Source organism: Actinacidiphila epipremni (assembly GCF_012034175.1).
Lineage (GTDB): Bacteria > Actinomycetota > Actinomycetes > Streptomycetales > Streptomycetaceae > Actinacidiphila > Actinacidiphila epipremni.
In genome coordinates this window covers 92,497-111,521 of record NZ_JAATEJ010000025.1, presented here as the reverse complement: position 1 = coordinate 111,521, position 19,025 = coordinate 92,497, and the positions used below count along the sequence as shown (strand labels likewise).

The window sequence follows — 19,025 nt, the reverse complement described above, 5'->3', positions numbered from 1 at the left end:
GACGAACACCCGGAGCTCACCACCGCCCGGGCCCGCCGGGCGGTGGTCCGGGAAGGCCGGGAAGGCCGTGGACGCAGCCGCACCCGATGGAGCGTACCCGAGGTCGGAGCCGACTCCACCGCGTGACAAGTCACGCATCGGACACAACTGCGCGCGGACGCTCCGTAATCGGACCGCGCGGACGTACCGCCGTGGCCGGTCAGGCGCTCAGCGGCTGGGCGGACTCGTCGGTGGCGGCGGCCAGGTCGGGGAAGACCTCGAACAGCCGGCGCACGCCGAGCGCCGCGAGCACCCGGTTGACGTGGGCGCCCTGGCCCGGAGGTGCGTCCGCCGCGGGCAGCACGACCCGCAGCCGGCCCGCGCAGGACCGCATCAGCCGCCGGGAGCCGATCAGCACGCCGACCCCGCTGGAGTCGCAGAAGCGCACGCCGGCCAGGTCCAGCACCACGTCGCGCCGCCCGTCGGCGACCGCGTCGTGCACCTTCTGCCGTACCGCGGGCGACGAGATGAGGTCCATCTCGCCCGTGACCGTCACCACCGCCCAGCCGTCTCGCTCGGCCCGGGTCACGCGCAACAGACCGCTCCTCGCCTCGACGTCGGATTCAGCTGTCTCATCCCACCGAGCCTATGCCCAATCACAGCCGTAACTCTGCCCTCTTCCGGTCACACCCGGATAACAGACCGACAGAACCGATCACATGAGGGGCCATGTTGCCGCAAAGGCACGCATGCCGCGGTGGCCGGCGGGTACGGTCGAAGGCACACGGACGGCACGCGAGCAGCGCCGACGAGGCAAGGGGGCGGCAGATGGCGACACCCGCACCGCCGCGCTGGGACCGCAAGATGCAGCAGCGGCTCGCCCGCGGCGAGGAGGCCGCGCTCGGCGAGCTCTACGACCGCTACGCCACCCTCGTGCACAACCTCGCCTACCGGGTGCTCGACGACGACGAGGCCGCCGACCTGATCACCCGCGAGGTCTTCGGCTACGTCTGGGAGAATCCGGACGACTACGACCCCAAGCACGGCTCGCTGCGCTCCTGGATCGCCGGCCTCACCCAGAGCCAGGCCGTGCACCGGCTGCGCCAGTACGCCGGCCGCGGACGTTCCACGCCCGGCGAGGTCGAGGCCCGGGTCCGCGAGGCCACCGCCGCCGCCCGCGCCGACTTCATCGTGACCTCCATGCCCGCCCCGCTGCGCGACGCCCTCGACCTGGCCTACCGCGACCGGCTGGACTACCGCGACGCAGCCGCCGGGCTCGGCGTGAGCGCCGACGAGTCGCGCCGCCGGCTGCGGCTGGGCCTGCAACTGCTCTCCACCGCCATGGACCCCGCCGACAGCCAGGACCCCCGCACGCCGTCCGGCGGGCCCGGGCACCTGAGCCCGCACCTGCGCACCGATCGGGGACAGCCGTGAGCGGCCCGGCCTACAGCAACGGCGACGGCACGCACGGCGGCGGCGGTGAGGGCGAAGGGCTGCCGCGCGTGCCGCAGCAGCGCGACCAGCCCGGCATCCCGCGGGCCGTCCCCGACCCGCCGCCAGGGCCGGCCGAGCTGTCGGAGCCGTCGGAGCCGAACGGCACCGCAGAGCCCGTACACCCCGCAGGACCCTCGGCACCGGCCGGTCGCCGGCCCGGCGGCACCTTCGAGGAGCCCGCCGAGCGGCTGCCGCTGTACGACCACGCCACGCTCAAGGCGCTGCTCGGCGCCTGGGCGCTCACGGCCTGCTCGCGCGACGAGTCGCTGGCCGTCGAGGTCCACCTCACCGACTGCGCCACCTGCGCCGAGGAAGCGCTGCGGCTGCGCGACGCGGTCGGCCTGCTGCACCGCGAGGAGAGCCTGGACCTCGACCCGCTGCTGCGCGCCCGGGTGCTGGAGGGCTGCCTCGGCCGCCGCCCGGCCCGTATCCCGGTGCCGGAGTGGGCGGGCCCGTACGACGCCGAGGCCGCCCGGCTGGACGCGCTGCTGCGCGACCTCGGCGACACGTACTGGCAGGAGCCCGTCGAGCTGCGCTGGTACGACAACGGCCCGGTGACCAGGAAGGCCACCGTCGGCGAGGTCATCGCCCATCTGACGGCCGTGGACGGCCTGGTCGCGGCGGCCCTCGACGTCCCCGGCGCGGCGGCGTCCGACGGGCTGGACCTGCCTGCCGACCCGACGCGGCGCACCGAGGCGCTGTGGGCGGCACGGCGGGCCGCGGCGGCCGGCGGCGCGGGCGCGGGTACGGGTGCGGGACCGGCCGCCGGGCTGCGGGACGTCTGGCGCGCGCAGAGCCACACCCTGCTGCGTACGGTCTCCTTCGCGGGCGCCGGGGCCGCCGGGGTCGGCGTCGACTACGGCCTGCGCACGCTGCCGCTGCGTACCGCCTTCGTGGACCGGGCCTTCGCGTGCTGGATCCACGCGTGGGACATCGCCGAGGCGGTGGCGTACCCGTACGACCCGCCCGCGCCGCGCAACCTCAACCGGATCATCGACCTCGCCGCGAACCTGCTGCCGGGCGCGATGGCCGGGCGGCGCCGGCAGGGGCTCGCGAGCTTCCCGGCCCGGCTGGCGGACGCCGGGGCGCCCGGGCGGTCGCTGGTGCTGCGGATCGAGGGCGCGGGCGGCGGCGACTGGTGCCTGCCGGTGGACTCGCCGGGCACCACCGCCTCGCCCGAGCACGCGGTGGCCGAGGTGGCGATGGACGGCGTGGAGTTCTGCCAGCTCGCGGCCGGTCACCTCGAGCCGGAGCGGATCGCGGTGGGCCAGCAGGGCGACCGCGCGGTGATCAGGGACGCGCTGTTCGCGGCGGCGTCGCTGTCCCGGCTGTGAGCCGGCGCCGACCGCAGGCCCCGTAAGCCCCCGTAAGCCCGCAGGCTCCGAATCCCAGCAAGCCCCGCAAGCCATGGGCCCTGAGCCGTAAGCCCTGAGCCGCGCCTCAGGCGAAGACGACGGTGCGGCTGCCGTTGAGCAGCACGCGGTGCTCGCTGTGCCACTTCACCGCCCGCGCCAGCGCCTGGCACTCCACGTCCCGCCCGATCGCGACCAGCTGCTCCGGCGTGACGCCGTGGCCGACCCGCTCGACCTCCTGCTCGATGATCGGGCCCTCGTCGAGGTCGGCCGTCACATAGTGCGCGGTCGCGCCGATCAGCTTGACGCCGCGGTCGTGCGCCTGGTGGTAGGGCTTGGCGCCCTTGAAGCTCGGCAGGAAGGAGTGGTGGATGTTGATGATCTTCCCCGACAGCTCGCGGCACAGGTTGTCGGAGAGCACCTGCATGTAGCGGGCCAGGACGACCAGTTCCACGCCCTCCCTGCGCACCAGCTCCAGCAGCTGCCCCTCCGCCTCCGCCTTGGTCTCGCGGGTGACGGGGATGTGCAGGAAGGGCACGCCGTAGGAGGCCGACAGCTCGCGGAAGTCGGTGTGGTTGGAGACGACCGCCGCGATCTCCACCGGCAGCGCGCCGCTGCTGGCGCGGAAGAGCAGGTCGTTGAGGCAGTGCCCGAACTTGCTGACCATGAGCACGATCCGCATCCGCTCCGCCGAGGGGTGGATGCGCCAGTCCATGTGGTACGCGTCCGCGACCGCCGCGAAGCTCGCCCGCAGCTTGTCCAGGCTGACCGGGGGCTCGGCGGAGAAGTGGACGCGCATGAAGAACAGCCCGGTGCCGCGGTCGCCGAACTGCTGGCTGTCCACGATGTTGCAGCCGGTCATGAAGAGGTAGCTGGAGACCGCGTGCACGATGCCCTGCTTGTCGGGGCAGGACAGCGTGAGGACGTACTGCGGCTCGGCGGGCTGCTGCGTCGGCTGTTCGTTCACCCGGTCAGCCTCGCACACCCGGCCGCCGGCGCGCCGCGCTGTCCGTCACGCGGACCTGGTGTAGATCGCCAGCACTTCCAGCGAGCGCGGCGGGGTGTCCGGGTCCTCGCCGTCCGCGCCGGCCAGCAGGACGTGCGCGTCCCGCGCGGCGTGCACCGCGTCCGGCCAGCCCGGGTGGTCCAGATACGCGGCAACGGGCGCGTCCGCCCCCACCTGGTGCAGGATCTTGAGCACCCGCAGCACCGCGACGTCGACCAGCGCCGCCTCCTGGGCGTCGCGGAAGACGGTCCCGACGTACTTCTCGGCGGACCAGTTGTCGAGCCAGGTGTCCTCGACCAGGCGGTAGACGGCGTCGGTGACGTCCCCGTAGCCCGGGCTCCCGGTCTGCCACACCTCACGCTGGAAGACCGGATCGCTGATCATGTGCAGCGCCGAGCGCACATTGGCACGCCAGCGCCACCACGGCATGTCGTTGAGCGGCATGCCTCCCATCGTGGAGGAGACACGGCCGCGACGGGAAGCTTTCTCGGAACCTTGCACGACGGGCAATCGTACGCACTCGAACGACGGCACCCGTAATTCACCTGAAAGTGACCGCCTGTTTGGTTGAGATCACCCTGACGTTGGGGGCGGACCAGCATCTTCCGTAATCATGACTGAACGGCGCATGCGCAGGGTTCGCCACGCTGTCGTCCCCTTGGTGGCCACAAGTGCGCTGCTCAGCGGCTGCGGTGTGCTTCCTGGGGGCTCGGGGGACTCCCAGGGGCCCGTGGTGGTGATGACATGGGCCCCGGTCGACACCAAGGCGACGAACATGCCGGGCATGATCGCGATGGCCCAGGCGTTCGAGCGGTACGTCAACGACAACGGCGGCCTGGGGGGCCGCAAGCTCAAGGTGCTCACTTGCAACGAGCGCAACGACTCGGTCGCCGTCGCCAAGTGCGTGCAGCAGGCCGCCGACGCGCACGCGGTCGCGGTGGTCGGCTCGTACAGCGAGCAGGGCAGGTCGTTCACGACGGCGCTGGAGTCCAACGACATCCCGTACATCGGCGGTTACGGCATCACGCAGGACGAGTTCCTGAGCCCGCTGTCCTACCCGGTCAACGGCGGGGTGCCGGCGCTGCTCGCGGGCAGCGGCGCGCAACTGGCCGCGGCGTGCAAGAAGGTGGCGTTCGTGCGCCCCGACACCATCACCGGCGACCAGTTCCCGAACTTCCTCAACCACGGCCTGAAGTCGATGGGCCACAACCCCGCCCGCGACCTGCGGGCCCAGGACGACGCGACGGAGTACACCGGCGTCGCCGAGCAGGCGGTCGGCGACAACAAGGCGAGCAACTGCGTGTCCGCGGTGCTCGGCGACCACACCAGCACCTTCTTCGACTCGCTGCGCCGCCTCGGCGACAAGCCGCCCAAGGTGCGGCTGTCGTCGGTCATCGGCAGCGTCCAGCAGTCGCTGGTCAACGCCACCGGCGGCGCCAACAGCCCGCTGGAGAACGCGCTGGTCACCGACTGGTACCCGCCGGCCTCCGACCCCAAGTGGGCGGAGATGAAGTCGGTCATCGACAAGTACGCCTTCTCCGACGACCGCATCGACGTCGCCGACCCCGGTGTGCAGACGACATGGATCGCCTACTCCGTCTTCGCCAAGGTGCTCCGGGCGATGGACAAGAACACCAAGGTGACCGCGACCACGGTGGAGAAGGCCTTCGACCACACCACGGCGCTGTCCACCGGCGGGCTCACCCCGGACCTCGGCTGGACCGACACCGACCTGCTCAACCTGCCCGACCACAGCCGGCTCGGCGACGCCAAGGTCACCTACCAGGTCGTCCGCAACGGGCAGTTGGTGCAGCAGACCGGCGGCTTCGTGGACGTGACGCGCACGCTGCAGGAAGCCACCGGGGCCCTGTAAGCGGGCGCGGGCGGCCGGGACGCGGGAAGCAGCACCTGGGGCGCGGGAAACGGCGCCCGGGGCGCGTAAAGCGGCGGCCTGGGCGGCTAAGGCGTGGGGGCCGTCGGCGGCCCGCTGCGTGCGGCGGCTCACAGCTGGCTGTACTGCCGCTTGGTGAGGCCGTACTGCGCGGCGATGGAATTCCACAGCTTCACGGCGGCCTTCTTCTGCGTGGTCGCCGTGCTGCTCTGCTGGTTGCCGGCCTGCTGCTCGCCGGTGGAGCGGGCGTGGCCGCCCTTGCACACGCTGCCGTTGTTCGCGGCCTGGTCCGCCCATGCCGCGTAGTGGCCGTCGGCGGCCGAGGACGCCTTCCACGCCTTGGTCAGGGCCGAGGTCAGCTCGTCGTGCTTGGGGAGCTTGTCCACCGACAGGTTCTGCAGCTGGGTGACCAGGCCGTCCCGCTGGGTCGCGGCCGAGCGCAGGTCCGCGGCGGCCTTCTGCAGGTCCTTGCAGCCCTTGATGTCCTCCACCGCGTTGACCACCGAGCTGCGGCTGGCGCCGCTGGAGCTCAGCAGCGCGTCCAGCGCCTTGGCCTGGCCCTCGGCGCCGTCGGCCGCGCCGGTGGACGCGCCGTCGCCCGAGGCGCTGCTGCCGGGCTTGCCGGAGGCCGGGGCGGACGGCTTGGCGGCCGAGTCGTCGGCGCCGGCCTTGCCGCCGCCCCCGCTCATCAGGCCGCCGACCACGAGCCCGGCGACGACGCAGCCGGCCACCACGATGCCGATCAGCACCTTGGGCGACATCCGGCGCCGGCCGCCGTCGTCCCCGTCGTCGTAGCCCTCGTAGCCGTCGTACCCGCCGTCGGCGTAGCCGCCGCCCTGCTGCTGCCACTGCTGCTGGCCGTAACCGGGCTGCTGGGGCCGGGGCTGCTGGGCGCCGTGCGGCTGGAGGATGCGCGGGCGCATCGGCTCGGGGGCCGGGACGTCGTTGCGGAAGAGGTGGTCGTAGTCGCTGTCCGGCGGCGGGGGCTGCTCGTCGTAGCCGGCCGGCGGCGCGGGCTGCTGGTCGTAGCCGGCGGGCGCGGCGAACTGCTGCTCGGCGCCGTACGCCTGCGGGTCGGCGTACGGCTGCCCGCCGCCGTACTGCTGCCCGGGGTGGGCCTGCTGCGGGCGGCCGTACTCGTCGAAGGGCTGCGCGTCCTGGAAGAGCGGCAGCGCCTGCGTGGCCTCGGCGGGCGCGGGCTCGCTAGGCGGTACGGGGGCCGGGCCGCCCGCGGGGTAGGGCGGCAGCATCTGCGTGGCGTCGGCGAAGGCCGCGGGCTCCGGCTGCGGGGGCTGCTGCGGTGCCTGCTGCGGCTGCGCGGCGAAGGGTACGTGCGCGGGCGGCGCCTGCTCGGCGAACGGTACGTGCGCGGGGGCCGGAGCCGGGGCCGGGGCCTGCGGCGGGAGGCCCGGTATCGGCGGCGGGGTGGCGGCCGGGTACGGCGGCAGCATCTGCGTGGCGTCCGCGGCCTCCTGGGCCTGCGGCGGGTACCCGGGCGGGCCCTGCGGCGGTACGGGCGCCGCGCCGCCGCCCTGCTGCGCCGCCGGGTCGCCCCACGGGGTCCCGCCGGCCGGCTGGACGTGCTCGCCGTACGCCGCCGGCGGCTGCTGCCCGGCGGGGAGGACGACGCCCTGGTACGGGTCGGGCGTGTGCTCGCCGCGTCCGTTGCTGTGCATCGCCGTTGACTCCCGCCTTCACCAAGTGTCGGACGTCCGCACACGCTACCGGGTCAACGGCGACACCGGCCACGAAGCCGAACGGGTGAACGGCCCCTGAAGGCGCGGCAATAGGGCACAGGGCTCCGCATATGGCCACGGCGCGGCAATTTCCAGCGCTTTGGGAACGCCCGCCGGTCCGGTGACGGAACGGTAACGATTCGGTGTGCTGGTGCCCGCGGACCGTTCCGTACGGCTCCGGTACGGCGTCCCGGGCGGGCCCGCGCAGGTGTTCAGGCGGCCTCCGGGGTGTCCAGGCGGGCGCCGAACTCCCGCACCGACGGCTCCGCGGAGAACGGTTCGAGGCGGCGCCGGAAGTCCTCCAGATACTCCGCGCCCCGGTCCGAGCGCAGCCCGGACAGCAGCGCCACGGCCTGTGCGCCGGTGTGGCAGGCCTGCTCGATCTCGCGCTGCTGCACCTGGGCGTCGGCGAGCAGCAGCATGTCGATGGCGCGCCGCCTGGCCCGGGCGACCGGGTGCGCGGCCAGCGCCTCCTCGGCGCGCCGCGCGGCGGGCACGGCCTGGCCCAGGTCGCGGTGGCAATGGGCCAGTTCGTCGGCGAGATAGGCGTGGTCGAAGTGCGCGATCCACGCCGGGTCCTCGTCGGGCTGGGAGCGGTCCATGGCGTCGACCGCGAGCCCCGCGACGGTGGCGAAGGTCCGGGCGTCGCCCAGCAGCGCGTGGCCGCGCGCCTCGGCCGCGTAGAACATCGCCTCGGCGGTGTGCCCGACCTGGCCCCTGGCGCCTTCCTGTGCCGCGCGGGCGAGTTGGGCGATCTCCCGCGGGTTGCCGAGCGCGGCGGCCAGGTGGCTCATGCTCGCGGCGAGGATGTAGCCGCCGTAGCCGCGGTCGCCGGCGGCCTGGGCGAGCCGCAGCGCCTGGATGTAGTAGCGCTGCGCCAGGCCCGGCTGGCCGGTGTCCACCGCCATGTATCCCGCCAGTTCGGTCAGCCGGGCCACCGCGGAGAACAGCTCGCGGCCCACCGACTCGCGGTAACTGCCCGCGAGCAGGCCGGAGACCACGCTGTTGAGGTAGTGCACCACCACCGGCCTGACGTGCCCGCTGCCGAACCTGTGGTCCAGCTCGGTGAGCGCCTGCGTGGTGGCCTTGACCGCCTCCACGTCCGAAGCGCCCACCCTGGCCCCGCCGTTGCGCGCTACGCCCTGGTCGGGGCGGGTGATCAGCCAGTCCCTGCTCGGCTCGACCAGGGCGGAGGCGGCGACCGTGGAGCCGGTCAGGAACTCGCGGCGGCCGACGTCGCTGCGCCACAGCTCGCAGACCTGCTCGATCGCGCCGAGCACCGTCGGCGAGAAGTGCAGGCCGATACCGGTGGCCAGGTTCTTCCCGTCGGCCATGCCGATCTCCTCGATCGACACCGCGCGGCCGAGCTTGCGGCCCAGCGCCTCGGCGACGATCCCCGGCGCCCTGCCGCGGGGCTGCTGGCCGCGCAGCCAGCGGGCCACCGACGTCTTGTCGTAGCGCAGGTCGAGGCCGTGCTCGGCCCCGCACATGTTGACCCTGCGGGCCAGGCCGGCGTTGGAGCAGCCGGCTTCCTGGATGAGCGCCTGGAGCCGCTCGTTGGGCTGGCGCGCCACAAGTGGTCGTGCGGCCATCGTGTCCCCCTCGTCCTCGTCGACCCGTCCCGGTGACCGACGTCCGTACGGTCCCGCGGCACGCTGTGCCGCTGTGCCGCTGTGCCGCTGTGCCGTCGTGCTGCTGTGCCGCTTTCTGCGGCTTTCTGCGGCGCCGCGGCTCCCGCGGTCCGATTGCGTTGCGCCCGGCGGCAGTTGTGCCGCCAGGCGGTACGGCCCGCACGGCTGTGCGGCTCATGCGTGTCGATACTGCCCATCCGGCGGCCAGAAAATGCCCCTCTTTGCGGGAGTTTCGCCGCACGGTGCCCGTGGGCACCCCCCACTGCCTACCCGCACCCGACGCCCGTTGCCCGTACGCGCCCCCGGCCGTGCATCCGTGCGCCCGCCATGACCCGCCGTGACCCGCGGCGCCACCCCGTAACCCGGGGGCGCGGGCGCGTGTTGTGCAGCGCGTGGAAGACAGCAGCGCAGTCCCGCAGCAGTTCACCGGCCGGCTCGCCGACGCGGCGGCCGGCTATGCCGAGGAACGGCACTGGGACGTCCTGCCGGGCGCCTGGCTGGAGGCCGGCCCGCACGGTGCGCCCCGCTGCTCCTGCGGCTTCGCCTTCTGCCCGGCTCCCGGCGCACACCCCACGCGCCCCGACTGGGCGGCCCGGGCGAGCGGCGCCGCCCCCGCGGTACGGCGCATGTGGCAGAAGCAGCCGCGGGCCTCGATCCTGCTGCCGGCCGGGCGGAGCTTCGACGCCCTCGACGTCTCGGAGGAGGCCGGCTGCCTGGCGCTGGCCCGCATGGAGCGGATGTCGCTCGCGATCGGGCCGGTGCTGGGCACCCCGCGCCGCCGGCTGCTGTTCTTCGTGCTGCCGGGCACCGGCGCCAAGGTGCCCGACCTGCTGCGCCGGCACGGCTGGGCGCCGCAGTCGCTGGACCTGGCGGTGCTCGGCGAGGGCGACTGGGTCGTCGCGCCGCCGACCAGGACCGTACCGGCCGGGTGCGTCCAGTGGGCCCGCCGGCCCACCCTGGCCAACCGCTGGCTGCCGGACGCCGCGGAGCTGATCGGCGCGCTGGCGTACGCGTGCGCCCGTGAGGCGATCGAGGCGCGGGAGGCCGCCGAGGCGCGTGCGGCGGCCGGGGTGCGCTGAGCGCGGGGCCGTACGCGGGCGCCCCGGGGGTCCGGGTCCCGAGGGTCCGGGGGTCCGGGCGGCGGTCACCGAACGTCGACCACCCCGCCGCTCTGGTCACTGTCAGTGGTCCCCTTTAGGGTGGGAGTCGTCCGCCGGAGGAGGCGGAGCAGGTTCGGGGACGCTACGGGGAGACCGGGGGAGGCACCGAGGCATGGCCGAGGAGTCGCAGGAGACGGGCCGGCGGGACGCGCTGCCGTCGTACGGGGATTTCCGGGACGGCGGGGCGATCGGTGCGCGGCCGGAGGGTCCGGTGCCCGCGGTGCGGGTGCGCGGGCTGTGGAAGCAGTTCGGCGAGCAGGCCGCGGTCGCCGGCGTCGACCTGGACCTGCCCGCGGGCCGCTTCATCGGCCTGGTGGGACCGAACGGCGCGGGCAAGACGACGACGCTGTCCATGGTCACCGGCCTGCTGCGGCCCGACGACGGCCAGGTGCAGATCAACGGGCACGACGTGTGGGCCGACCCGGTCGCCGTCAAGTCCAGGATCGGCGTGCTGCCCGAGGGCCTGCGGCTGTTCGAGCGGCTGTCGGGCCGCGAGCTGCTCGCCTACACCGGCCGGCTGCGCGGGCTGCCCGGCGCCGAGGTCGACAAGCGCGCCGCGCAGCTGCTGGACGTGCTGGACCTGACCGGGTCGCAGCACAAGCTCGTCGTCGACTACTCCACCGGCATGCGCAAGAAGATCGGCCTGGCCGCGGCCCTGCTGCACAACCCGGAAGTGCTCTTCCTCGACGAGCCGTTCGAGGGCGTCGACCCGGTGTCGGCGCAGGTCATCCGCGGTGTCCTGGAGCGCTTCACCGCCGGGGGCGGCACGGTGGTGTTCTCCTCGCACGTGATGGAGCTGGTGGAAAGCCTGTGCGACTGGGTCGCGGTGATGGCCGCGGGCCGGATCGTGGCGCGCGGCCCGCTCGCCGAGGTGCGCGGCGACGCCTCCACGTTGCAGGACGCGTTCTTGTCCCTGGTCGGCGCCGACCGCGTCGGCGGCCAGGACCTGGACTGGCTCGGCGGGGACTCCCGGTGAGCGCCCCCGCCGCCCCGGCCGCCGCCGGCCCGGCCCCGGCACGTATGGCCGCGGCCCCGTCCGTGACCGGCGTCTTCGTCCGCCTGAAGCTGTCGCTGCTGCGCAACGGGCTGCGCGTATCGCGCGGCCGTACGGTCGGCTGGTGCATCGGCGTCACCTTCGCCCTGCTGTACGCGCTCGCGAACGGCGCGGGCCTGATCGCGCTGCGGCACAACGAGCACGCGCCCGCCGCCTCCGTCACCGTCGCCGTCGTGCTGGGCGTCGGCTGGGCCGTGGTGCCGCTGTTCTTCTTCGGCGGCGACGACACCTTGGACCCGACGCGGCTGACGATGCTGCCGCTGCGCCCGCGCCCGCTGCTGACCGCGCTCATGGTGTCGTCCCTGGTCGGTGTCGGCCCGCTCGTGACGTCGCTGATCGTGGCCGGCGCCGTGACGTCGGTCGCCTACGGCGCGGCGGCGGCCGTCGTCGCGGTGCCGGCCGGCGTGCTGGTGGTGGCCTTCTGCGTGGCGCTCTCCCGGGCCGTCGCGGCGGCCAACACCCGGCTGCTGACCAGCCGCAAGGGCCGCGACCTGGCGCTGCTGAGCGGCCTGTTCGTGGCGGTCGGCGCGCAACTGGCCAACCTCGGCGCCCAGTCGCTGTCCGACAGCGACGGGCTGGACCGGGCCGACTCCGCCGGGCACGTGCTGCGCTGGATCCCGCCGGCCACCGCGGTCGACGCGGTCCGCTCCACCGGCCGGGGCGCGTACGGCCTGGCGGTGCTGCAACTGGCCATGACGGCGGCGGCCGTCGCCCTGGTGCTGTGGTGGTGGCACCGCAGCCTGGTGCGGCTGATGGTCTCCCCCGACGCGTCCACGATCGCCGCCGCCTCCGAGTCCGCCGCCGGTGGCCGCGCCCGGCGCGGTTCCCGGCTGCGACTGCGGCTCCGGCTGCCCGAGGGCCGCACCGGCACGGTGATGCAGCGGCAGTTCCGCTACATGTGGCGCGACCCGCGCGCCAAGGCGGCGCTCGCCACCGGGCTCGCGGTGGGCCTGCTGCTGCCGCTCATCGCGGTCGTCCAGCACGGCAGCGTCTACCAGTGCCTGTGGGCGGCCGGGCTGCTCGGCGTGCAGATGTACAACCAGTTCGGCACCGACGGCTCCGCCTTCTGGGTCGTGGCGTCCGCGACCGCCGACCGCCGCGACGCCGAGCTGGAACTGCGCGGGCGCGCCCTGTCGGTGGCCGTCGTCGCGCTGCCGTACGTCACCGTGGTCACCGTCGGCGCGGCCGTACTGCTCGGGCAGGTCGGCTCGCTGGCCGAGACCCTGGGCCTGGCGTACGCCTTCCTCGGCGCGCTGCTCGCCGTCGGCTGCCTGGCCAGCGTGCGCTTCCCGTACGCGGTGCCGCGCGACAACCCGTTCGCCAACGCCGCGCCCGGCCAGAGCGGCCTGGTGGTCCTCAACGTCATCGGCGGCACCCTCACCGGCGCGGCCCTGTGCCTGCCCGTCCTGGGCCCGGTGCTCGCGCTGCACCTGACCGGGCACCACGGCCTGCTGTGGCTCGCGCTGCCGGCCGGCGCGATATACGGGGCCGCGCTCGCGGCGCTGGCGGTGCGGTTCACCGCGCCGCGGCTGCTGGACCGGCTCCCGGAGATCCTGGCGACGGTGCGGGCTAGCTCGTAGCCGGCGCCTTGCCGCGGACGAAGGTGGCGGCCAGGGCCAGCAGCGGCAGGGCGGCACCCAGGCCGGCGGTCAGCGGCCAGCCGCCGAGGTGGTAGGCGGCCGAGCCGGCCTGCGAGCCGAGGGCGCCGCCGACGAAGAAGGTCGCCATGAAGGCGCTGTTGAGCCGGGCCCTGGCGCCGCCGTCGAGCTGGTAGACGACATGCTGGCCGAGGACGAGCGTGGTCTGCACGGCCATGTCCAGCAGCACCGCGGCGGCCCCCAGCGCCAGCACACTGTGCCGTCCGACGCCCGCCACGCCGAAGGCGGCAGCCGCCGTCACGAACGCGGCGGCCGTCATCGGCCGCACCAGCCCGCGGTCGGCCCAGCGCCCGGCCAGCGGCGCTATGAGCGCGCCACCCGCGCCGGCGAGGGCGAACAGTCCGACCTGCCACTGGCTGTAGTGGAAGGGCGCGGCGGTCAGGACGAAGGAGATCGTGGTCCAGAAGACGCTGAAGGCGCCGAACATCGCCGCCTGGTAGAGCGCCCTGCGGCGCAGCGCCGGGTGGATCCGCAGCAGCCGCACGGTGGAGCGCAGCAGCGACCCGTACGGCAGCGTCGCCGCGGGCCGGCGCGGCGGCAGGGCCGAGCGCAGCACCAGCGTCAGGACGGCCATCAGCGTGGCCGAGCCCAGGTAGACCACCCGCCAGCTCGTGGCGTCCGCGACGACGCTGCCGACCGTGCGGGACAGCAGGATGCCGGTGAGCAGGCCGCTCATCACCTGCCCGACGACCCGCCCGCGGCTGGCGTCGGGCGCGAGGTCGGCCGCGTACGGCACCAGGATCTGCGCGACGGTGAGGGTGCAGCCCAGTACGAGGGAGGCGGCGAGCAGCACCGCGAAGTCCGGTGCGAGGCCGGCCAGCACCAGCGCGGCGGTGGTGAGCGTGAGCAGCAGCGTGGCCAGCCGGCGCTTCTCGAGCACGTCGCCGAGCGGCACGACGAGCAGCAGGCCGAGCGCGTAACCCAGTTGCCCGGCGGTCACCAGGCTGCCGGCGGTGACGGTGCCGATGTGGAAGGAGTGCCGCAGGTCGCTGAGCAGCGGCTGGGCGTAGTAGAGGTTGGCGACGGTCAGGCCGCAGGAGACGGCGAGCAGCACGACCAGGGCGCGCGGCGGCCCGCCGTGCCCCGGCACCTCCCGCGGCGCCCGGCGGGTCTGCGGACGGCCGCTCCCCCGGGCGGGCTTCGCAAGGCCGGCGGGACCGTTCGGCTGGGACATCGGCACCTCACTGCGCTGGCTGACGACTGTTTCACCGGAACCGGTTATACCGGTCCACTGACGGTACCAGTCAAACCGGTTCCGGCAGTAGGCTGGCCGGCATGGAGGAGATCGACGCGACGCCGCGCTTCCGCCAGGGCGCGGGGCGGCTGTCCCTGGACTTCGTCCGGACCCTGCGCTATCGCGGAACGCCGGGCGAGCAGGAGGAGTTGCCGGACGGCGCGGCGCTCGCGCGGTGGGTCCGGCAGTGCGGCCCCGCCCTCGACACCCCGCCGGGCGCGCGGGCCGGCGGGCGGCCGGGCGAGGCGGAGGTGCGCGCCGCGCGGGCGCTGCGGGAGGCGGTGTACGCGCACATCGCCGCCGCGCGGTCCGGCGGGAGCCCCGGCCCCGAGGTCGCCGCCCGGCTCAACGGCGCCGCCGCCCCGGACGTGCCCGTGCCGTACCTGTCGGCGCAGGGCGCGCTGCGGTGGCGTGCGGACGACCCGGTCTCCGCCGTACTCTCCCTGGTCGCCCGCGACGCCCTGGAACTCGCCGCGGACCCCGCCCTGGTGAACCGCCTCCACGAGTGCGCCGCTCCCGACTGCGGGGCGGTCTTCCTCGACTCCTCCCGCCCGGGAACACGCCGCTGGTGCTCCATGGACGTCTGCGGCAACCGCGCGAAAAAATCCGCCCTCCGCGCCCGTACCTCCGCCTGACACCACCGACGCCTCGCCGGGCGCGCCCTTCAGGGGCCCGCCGCCCGACGGCCGGTCAGTCGCTGGGCAGGCCCGTGCGGGAGAAGACATCCGTGGGGCCGTCGGTCCACTGCACCGTCAGCGTGGCACCGTCGGGGGTCAGCACGCCGTGGCCGGCGGTGCGTTCCGTGTCGCCGTCCATGCAGGTCAGCGTGATCGTGATGGGGCCCTTGCCGGTGTAGCCGCCGCCGCACAGATGCGTACTGGTCAGCGCGGCCTCGCCCTTGCCCAGCACGAGCTGCACCTTCGTCGCGTCGTCCGCCGCGAGCCAGACGCCCTCCACGGTCTGCGTCCCGGCGCCGCTGGAGCCCGGGGGCGGTGCGCTGCCGGTCGCCGTACCCGTCGCCGAAGCGGTCGGAGTGCTCGCGGGCGTCGCCGCCGAGGAGTCCGCCGCGGGCGTCGACGCCCCGCCCGACGCCTGCTTGCCGCCACCGCCACCGCCGCTGCAACCGCCCAGCGCCAGCGCGGCAGCCACCGCGACCACGGCAACCGCCGCTCTCAACACTCCGTGGCGCACTGTGCTCCCCCATGACGCAAACGAATCCAGCGATCGCAAATTACCAGCAGGCCACGGCAATGCGCGCACGCCGCCGAACGGCCTCCGCACCCGGGCGCGGACACCGCGTCACCGCCCTGGCGCAGCCCGCGGGCCCTCGTACCGGCCCTTCGGCGCCCGCACACGGCGTGCCCCACCGCACGCAGGCCCCGCCATTTATCACCGACTTCTCACATCACCCTCACGTCCGTCCCGCACGCACAACCTGCCTCCCGCCCGCTTCCGGCCCCGCCTTCCCCTGCACCGCCGCCCCCGCCCCGGCTGCCCTCCCGGCCCCGGCCCGCGCTCCCGGCGCCGTCGGCGGGGTCGGCGGGTCCGGCGGGGCCGGCGGGGTCGGGCACCTCGGCGGCGGGGTCGGCCCCGCCCCCGCTCCCCCGGGCGCCCCACGGTCGGCGCGGCACCTCCCGCAGGAAGCGCTCGACCGTCTCGCACCAGGCGTCGGGCTGGTCCCACGGCACGAGGTGACCGGCGTCGGCTATCTCGGCGTAGCGCCCGTCCGGCAGCACCCGCACCATCTCCTGCGCCTCGGCACGGCCCAACTGACCGTCCAGCCCGCGGACCACCAGCGCGGGACAGCCCACACCCGCCAGCTCGTCCCAGTGCGCGTCCCGTGTCCACGGGTCGCCCGTGCGCAGCAAATGCGCGGGGGCGTACTGCGGACGCCACCCGTCGTCGTCCTCCGCCATGACCTCGGCGAAGAAGTCACCCCGCGCCGGGCCCGGCGCGTCGGCCCACGGATCCTGCTCGGCGAACCAGCGGCGGGCGTCCGCGAGGGTGGCGAAGGGCACCGGCCAGGACCGTGTCCACTCCTCCCACGCGCGCCGGCCCGCCTCACCGGGCGCCGCCGCCCGCATCTCGCAGATGACCACCGCGGCCACCAGATCCGGCCGCTGCGCCGCAAGCTGCCACGCCGTCAACGCGCCGAGACCGTGCCCGATCACGGTGACCGGCGCGAGGGCGAGCTGTTCGACCGCGGCTGCCGCGTCCGCCACGTACACCTCCGGCTCGCTCGCGCCCTCGGGGCGCTCGCTGCGGCCGTGCCCGCGCTGGTCGAGCGCGATCGCCCGGTACCGCGGCGCGAGCCGGCGCGCGGTCTCCGCCCAGTGCGACGCCCGGCCGAGCAGGCCGTGCAGCAGCAGCACGCCGGGTCTGGCGTCGGGGCCCGGCGCCTGCCCGGACTCGCGCCGAGCCGCCGGAACGGGCGCCGGCGCGGCGCCGGCCGCGCGGTCGGCGATGGCGGTCGCCGCCGCGTAGTCCCAGGCCATGAGGCGGGTGCCACCCGCTCCTGTGACCTCGAAGCGGCGCGGCCCGCGCTCGTCCGCCTGCTGCTTCATACGCCTCACCCCCTTTCGCCCGGTCGTCGTCCGTCCCGGTGCCGTTGCTGGATCACTTCGACGACCAGGCTATCGAACCTTTATTCGAACAAGGGGCTCCCGCGCCCAACACCGCTCTTTCGAGTGACAAGGCTCAAGGATTGGCGGCACGCGCCGAGGGGAGATCTTTCAGCGGGACGCGGCGCGAAGGGGAAGCGGGTCGCGAGGAGGTACCGGGAAGCTCGGGGTCCCGGCACCTCCGCGGGGACGCGGGGAGGGAAAAGGGGGGACAGGGAGGGAGCGGGAGGAAAAGGGGAGGGAGCGGGAGGGGCAGGGAGGGAAAAGGCCGCCCCGGTGCCGTCGACCACGACGGCACCGGGGCGGCCCTGTGTCCGCTCCGTGCGTGTCCGCCCGCGGGCCGCCGTACGGCCCCGAGCGCCTGCTACCGCTCCACCGCGCTACCGCTTGGCGACGAAGACGTGCGAGGCGACCTCCGCGTCCAGCTCGGCGGCCTCGCCGCCGCTGCCGACCAGCACCCCGCCTGCCGAGCTGGTCACGCTCACCACCGCGCCCGGCTGCACGCCGGCCCGCCGCAGCGTGTACATCACCTGCGCGTCGGTCTGGATCGGCTCACCGATCCGGCGCACGACCACGCTGGCCGCCGCGTCGCCCGGCTTGAGGTCGTTCAGGCTGACCATCCCGTCCTCCAGGAAGGTCTCCGCCTCGCCCTTCTCGCCCAGCTCCTCCAGGCCCGGGATCGGGTTGCCGTACGGCGACTCGGTGGGGTGGCGCAGCATCTCCAGCACGCGGCGCTCCACCGCCTCGCTCATCACGTGCTCCCAGCGACACGCCTCGGCGTGCACCTGCTCCCACTCCAGGCCGATCACGTCGACCAGCAGGCACTCGGCGATGCGGTGCTTGCGCATGACGCGAGTGGCGGTGCGGCGCCCTTCCTCGGTCAGCTCCAGGTGGCGGTCCCCGGCCACGTGCAGCAGCCCGTCCCGCTCCATCCGCGCGACCGTCTGGGAGACCGTCGGGCCGCTCTGGTCGAGCCGCTCGGCGATTCGGGCGCGCATCGGGACCACACCCTCCTCCTCCAGTTCCAGGATGGTGCGGAGATACATCTCCGTCGTGTCGATCAGTCCGGACATGCGCGCCCCTCGTGTAAATCGTGCGTGGCCCTCACACAATTCTGACGCATACCACCGACAACCGGCCCCGAAGTGAGAACGCCCACCGCCGAGGAGCCCTCCGCAACCACCCGGTCACCCGCCGCTGCCCCTCCCCCGCCGCCTCCGGGCGGCCCCGCGGGGGCCCTGAGCAGCCCGGGAGGCCGCCGCGCCGCCCGCTCCCGGCGCCGCCCCGCGGACGCCCGCGGCCACCGCCGGCCGCAGGCCCGGCGTCCGTATCGTGGACGGCGGTGCGGCACGTGGGCCCTGCGGTCCCCGGCGACGGCCCCGCGCCCGCCGGCCACCCGGTTTTTCTTGACACCGGCCACGCCCTGGCCCCACGGTGATCCGCATGACTGAGCCCCGCGACGACCTGGCCGACCGGTATTTCGACGCCGCGATCGCGCTGCTGCGCCGGGTGCGCGACGAGGAGGCGGACGCCATCAAGGCGGCGGCCACCGCCGTGGCCGACGCCGTCGCCTCCGACGCCCGGGTCTTCGTCTTCGGCGCGGGCCACTCCTCGCTCCCGGCGCAGGACGTCGTCTACCGCGCGGGCGGCCTGGCACTGATCAACCTGCTGGCCGTGCCGGGCGTCGTCGGCGTGGACGTGATGCCGGCGACGCTGGGCAGCGCGCTGGAGCGGGTCGACGGGCTCGCCGGCGTGGTCCTGGACACCAGCCCGATCCGGCGGGGGGACGTCCTGTTCGTGATCTCGCTGTCCGGCCGCAACGCGCTGCCCGTCGAGATGGCGCAGAAAGCGCGCGCACTGGGCCTGACCGTGATCGGCGTGACGTCGGTCGTCTACGCGGAGCAGACCGGCTCGCGGCACGTGTCCGGCACGTTCCTGAAGGACCACTGCCACATCGTGCTGGACTCCAAGATCGCCGTCGGCGACGCGGAGCTGACCGACGACGCCATTCCCGCGCCCTTCGCCCCCGCCTCCACCGTGGTGACCAGTGCCCTGATGCAGGCGGTCGTGGCGACCGCGGCCACCGACCTGGCCGGTCGCGGCATCACCCCGCCGATGCTGCGCTCGGGCAACGTCGACGGCGGCCACGACTGGAACGCCAAGATCTTCGACCAGTACCGCGACCGCATCTTCTTCCGGCGCTGAACGG

The 19,025-nt window shown here is 74.6% G+C and carries 16 protein-coding genes and 1 pseudogene; 8 read left to right on the top strand and 9 right to left on the bottom strand.

Going from position 1 to position 19,025, the window contains the following annotated elements; translation table 11 throughout:
- Positions 1-199 precede the first annotated feature (199 nt).
- Positions 200-574, bottom strand: coding sequence for an STAS domain-containing protein (locus tag HCN08_RS26590; protein WP_265738269.1), 375 nt, complete (start codon positions 572-574; stop codon positions 200-202).
- A 233-nt stretch (positions 575-807) separates the two neighbouring features.
- Here HCN08_RS26590 and HCN08_RS26585 point away from each other — a divergent pair, with 233 nt between their 5' ends.
- Positions 808-1,413: a sigma factor gene (locus HCN08_RS26585; RefSeq protein WP_167985786.1), complete on the top strand. Its 606-nt coding sequence runs from the start codon at positions 808-810 to the stop codon at positions 1,411-1,413.
- On the top strand, positions 1,410-2,807 hold the full coding sequence (locus HCN08_RS26580) for an MDMPI N domain containing protein (protein ID WP_167985785.1): 1,398 nt from the start codon (positions 1,410-1,412) through the stop codon (positions 2,805-2,807). The genes HCN08_RS26585 and HCN08_RS26580 overlap by 4 nt, the downstream gene beginning before the upstream one ends.
- Before the next feature lie 106 nt (positions 2,808-2,913).
- Here the strand turns inward: HCN08_RS26580 and purU are convergent, their stop codons facing one another.
- Together purU and HCN08_RS26570 are read right to left on the bottom strand one after the other, a co-directional pair.
- Positions 2,914-3,792 (bottom strand): formyltetrahydrofolate deformylase, encoded by an 879-nt coding sequence (purU, locus tag HCN08_RS26575; RefSeq protein ID WP_167985784.1) that lies wholly within the window; start codon positions 3,790-3,792, stop codon positions 2,914-2,916.
- 45 nt (positions 3,793-3,837) lie between these two features.
- The gene (locus tag HCN08_RS26570) at positions 3,838-4,284 is read right to left on the bottom strand and encodes an SCO4402 family protein (RefSeq protein ID WP_206319260.1); all 447 of its coding nucleotides are present in this window, start codon (positions 4,282-4,284) and stop codon (positions 3,838-3,840) included.
- A gap of 208 nt (positions 4,285-4,492) precedes the next feature.
- Between HCN08_RS26570 and HCN08_RS26565 the strand changes: the two genes are divergently transcribed.
- The gene (locus tag HCN08_RS26565) at positions 4,493-5,704 is read left to right on the top strand and encodes an ABC transporter substrate-binding protein (RefSeq protein WP_322974687.1); all 1,212 of its coding nucleotides are present in this window, start codon (positions 4,493-4,495) and stop codon (positions 5,702-5,704) included.
- 128 nt (positions 5,705-5,832) lie between these two features.
- On the opposite strand, the gene HCN08_RS26560 is transcribed toward HCN08_RS26565, so the two are convergent.
- On the bottom strand, positions 5,833-7,398 hold the full coding sequence (locus HCN08_RS26560; RefSeq protein ID WP_167985781.1) for a hypothetical protein: 1,566 nt from the start codon (positions 7,396-7,398) through the stop codon (positions 5,833-5,835).
- Between the two features lie 272 nt (positions 7,399-7,670).
- On the bottom strand, positions 7,671-9,050 hold the full coding sequence (locus HCN08_RS26555) for a transcriptional regulator (protein WP_167985780.1): 1,380 nt from the start codon (positions 9,048-9,050) through the stop codon (positions 7,671-7,673).
- Between the two features lie 431 nt (positions 9,051-9,481).
- Here HCN08_RS26555 and HCN08_RS26550 point away from each other — a divergent pair, with 431 nt between their 5' ends.
- The 3 genes from HCN08_RS26550 to HCN08_RS26540 all read left to right on the top strand — a co-directional run bounded on the left by HCN08_RS26550 (position 9,482) and on the right by HCN08_RS26540 (position 12,883).
- Positions 9,482-10,168 carry a bifunctional DNA primase/polymerase gene (locus HCN08_RS26550; protein WP_322974686.1) on the top strand — a complete coding sequence of 229 codons (687 nt, stop codon included), beginning with the start codon at positions 9,482-9,484 and terminating at the stop codon, positions 10,166-10,168.
- 193 nt (positions 10,169-10,361) lie between these two features.
- Positions 10,362-11,225: an ABC transporter ATP-binding protein gene (locus HCN08_RS26545; protein WP_167985778.1), complete on the top strand. Its 864-nt coding sequence runs from the start codon at positions 10,362-10,364 to the stop codon at positions 11,223-11,225.
- A 44-nt stretch (positions 11,226-11,269) separates the two neighbouring features.
- The gene (locus HCN08_RS26540; RefSeq protein WP_206319281.1) at positions 11,270-12,883 is read left to right on the top strand and encodes a transporter; all 1,614 of its coding nucleotides are present in this window, start codon (positions 11,270-11,272) and stop codon (positions 12,881-12,883) included.
- On the opposite strand, the gene HCN08_RS26535 is transcribed toward HCN08_RS26540, so the two are convergent.
- Positions 12,873-14,135 (bottom strand): MFS transporter, encoded by a 1,263-nt coding sequence (locus HCN08_RS26535; protein ID WP_167985777.1) that lies wholly within the window; start codon positions 14,133-14,135, stop codon positions 12,873-12,875. The two genes, HCN08_RS26540 and HCN08_RS26535, sit on opposite strands and share 11 nt — an antisense overlap.
- 101 nt (positions 14,136-14,236) lie before the next feature.
- On the opposite strand from HCN08_RS26535, the gene HCN08_RS26530 reads away from it, so the two are divergent.
- Positions 14,237-14,830 (top strand): CGNR zinc finger domain-containing protein, encoded by a 594-nt coding sequence (locus tag HCN08_RS26530; protein ID WP_167985776.1) that lies wholly within the window; start codon positions 14,237-14,239, stop codon positions 14,828-14,830.
- 55 nt (positions 14,831-14,885) lie between these two features.
- Here HCN08_RS26530 and HCN08_RS26525 read toward each other — a convergent pair whose 3' ends face one another.
- The 3 genes and pseudogenes from HCN08_RS26525 to HCN08_RS26515 all read right to left on the bottom strand — a co-directional run bounded on the left by HCN08_RS26525 (position 14,886) and on the right by HCN08_RS26515 (position 17,889).
- Positions 14,886-15,344 (bottom strand): hypothetical protein, encoded by a 459-nt coding sequence (locus HCN08_RS26525; protein WP_167985775.1) that lies wholly within the window; start codon positions 15,342-15,344, stop codon positions 14,886-14,888.
- Between the two features lie 479 nt (positions 15,345-15,823).
- Positions 15,824-16,759 (bottom strand): annotated as a pseudogene (locus tag HCN08_RS26520) (alpha/beta fold hydrolase); the annotation flags it as partial.
- A gap of 437 nt (positions 16,760-17,196) precedes the next feature.
- Positions 17,197-17,889: a metal-dependent transcriptional regulator gene (locus HCN08_RS26515; protein WP_167985774.1), complete on the bottom strand. Its 693-nt coding sequence runs from the start codon at positions 17,887-17,889 to the stop codon at positions 17,197-17,199.
- Between the two features lie 370 nt (positions 17,890-18,259).
- Here HCN08_RS26515 and HCN08_RS26510 point away from each other — a divergent pair, with 370 nt between their 5' ends.
- Positions 18,260-19,021, top strand: coding sequence for an SIS domain-containing protein (locus HCN08_RS26510; protein ID WP_167985773.1), 762 nt, complete (start codon positions 18,260-18,262; stop codon positions 19,019-19,021).
- Positions 19,022-19,025: the final 4 nt, after the last annotated feature.

Coding starts and splice junctions, on each gene's coding strand:
- HCN08_RS26530 (WP_167985776.1), top strand. CDS start 14,237: ATGGAGGAGATCGACGCGACGCCGCGCTTCCGCCAGGGCGCGGGGCGG.
- HCN08_RS26555 (WP_167985780.1), bottom strand. CDS start 9,050: ATGGCCGCACGACCACTTGTGGCGCGCCAGCCCAACGAGCGGCTCCAG.
- HCN08_RS26540 (WP_206319281.1), top strand. CDS start 11,270: ATGGCCGCGGCCCCGTCCGTGACCGGCGTCTTCGTCCGCCTGAAGCTG.
- HCN08_RS26535 (WP_167985777.1), bottom strand. CDS start 14,135: ATGTCCCAGCCGAACGGTCCCGCCGGCCTTGCGAAGCCCGCCCGGGGG.
- HCN08_RS26515 (WP_167985774.1), bottom strand. CDS start 17,889: ATGTCCGGACTGATCGACACGACGGAGATGTATCTCCGCACCATCCTG.
- HCN08_RS26545 (WP_167985778.1), top strand. CDS start 10,362: ATGGCCGAGGAGTCGCAGGAGACGGGCCGGCGGGACGCGCTGCCGTCG.
- HCN08_RS26570 (WP_206319260.1), bottom strand. CDS start 4,284: ATGGGAGGCATGCCGCTCAACGACATGCCGTGGTGGCGCTGGCGTGCC.
- HCN08_RS26560 (WP_167985781.1), bottom strand. CDS start 7,398: ATGCACAGCAACGGACGCGGCGAGCACACGCCCGACCCGTACCAGGGC.
- HCN08_RS26510 (WP_167985773.1), top strand. CDS start 18,260: ATGACTGAGCCCCGCGACGACCTGGCCGACCGGTATTTCGACGCCGCG.
- HCN08_RS26585 (WP_167985786.1), top strand. CDS start 808: ATGGCGACACCCGCACCGCCGCGCTGGGACCGCAAGATGCAGCAGCGG.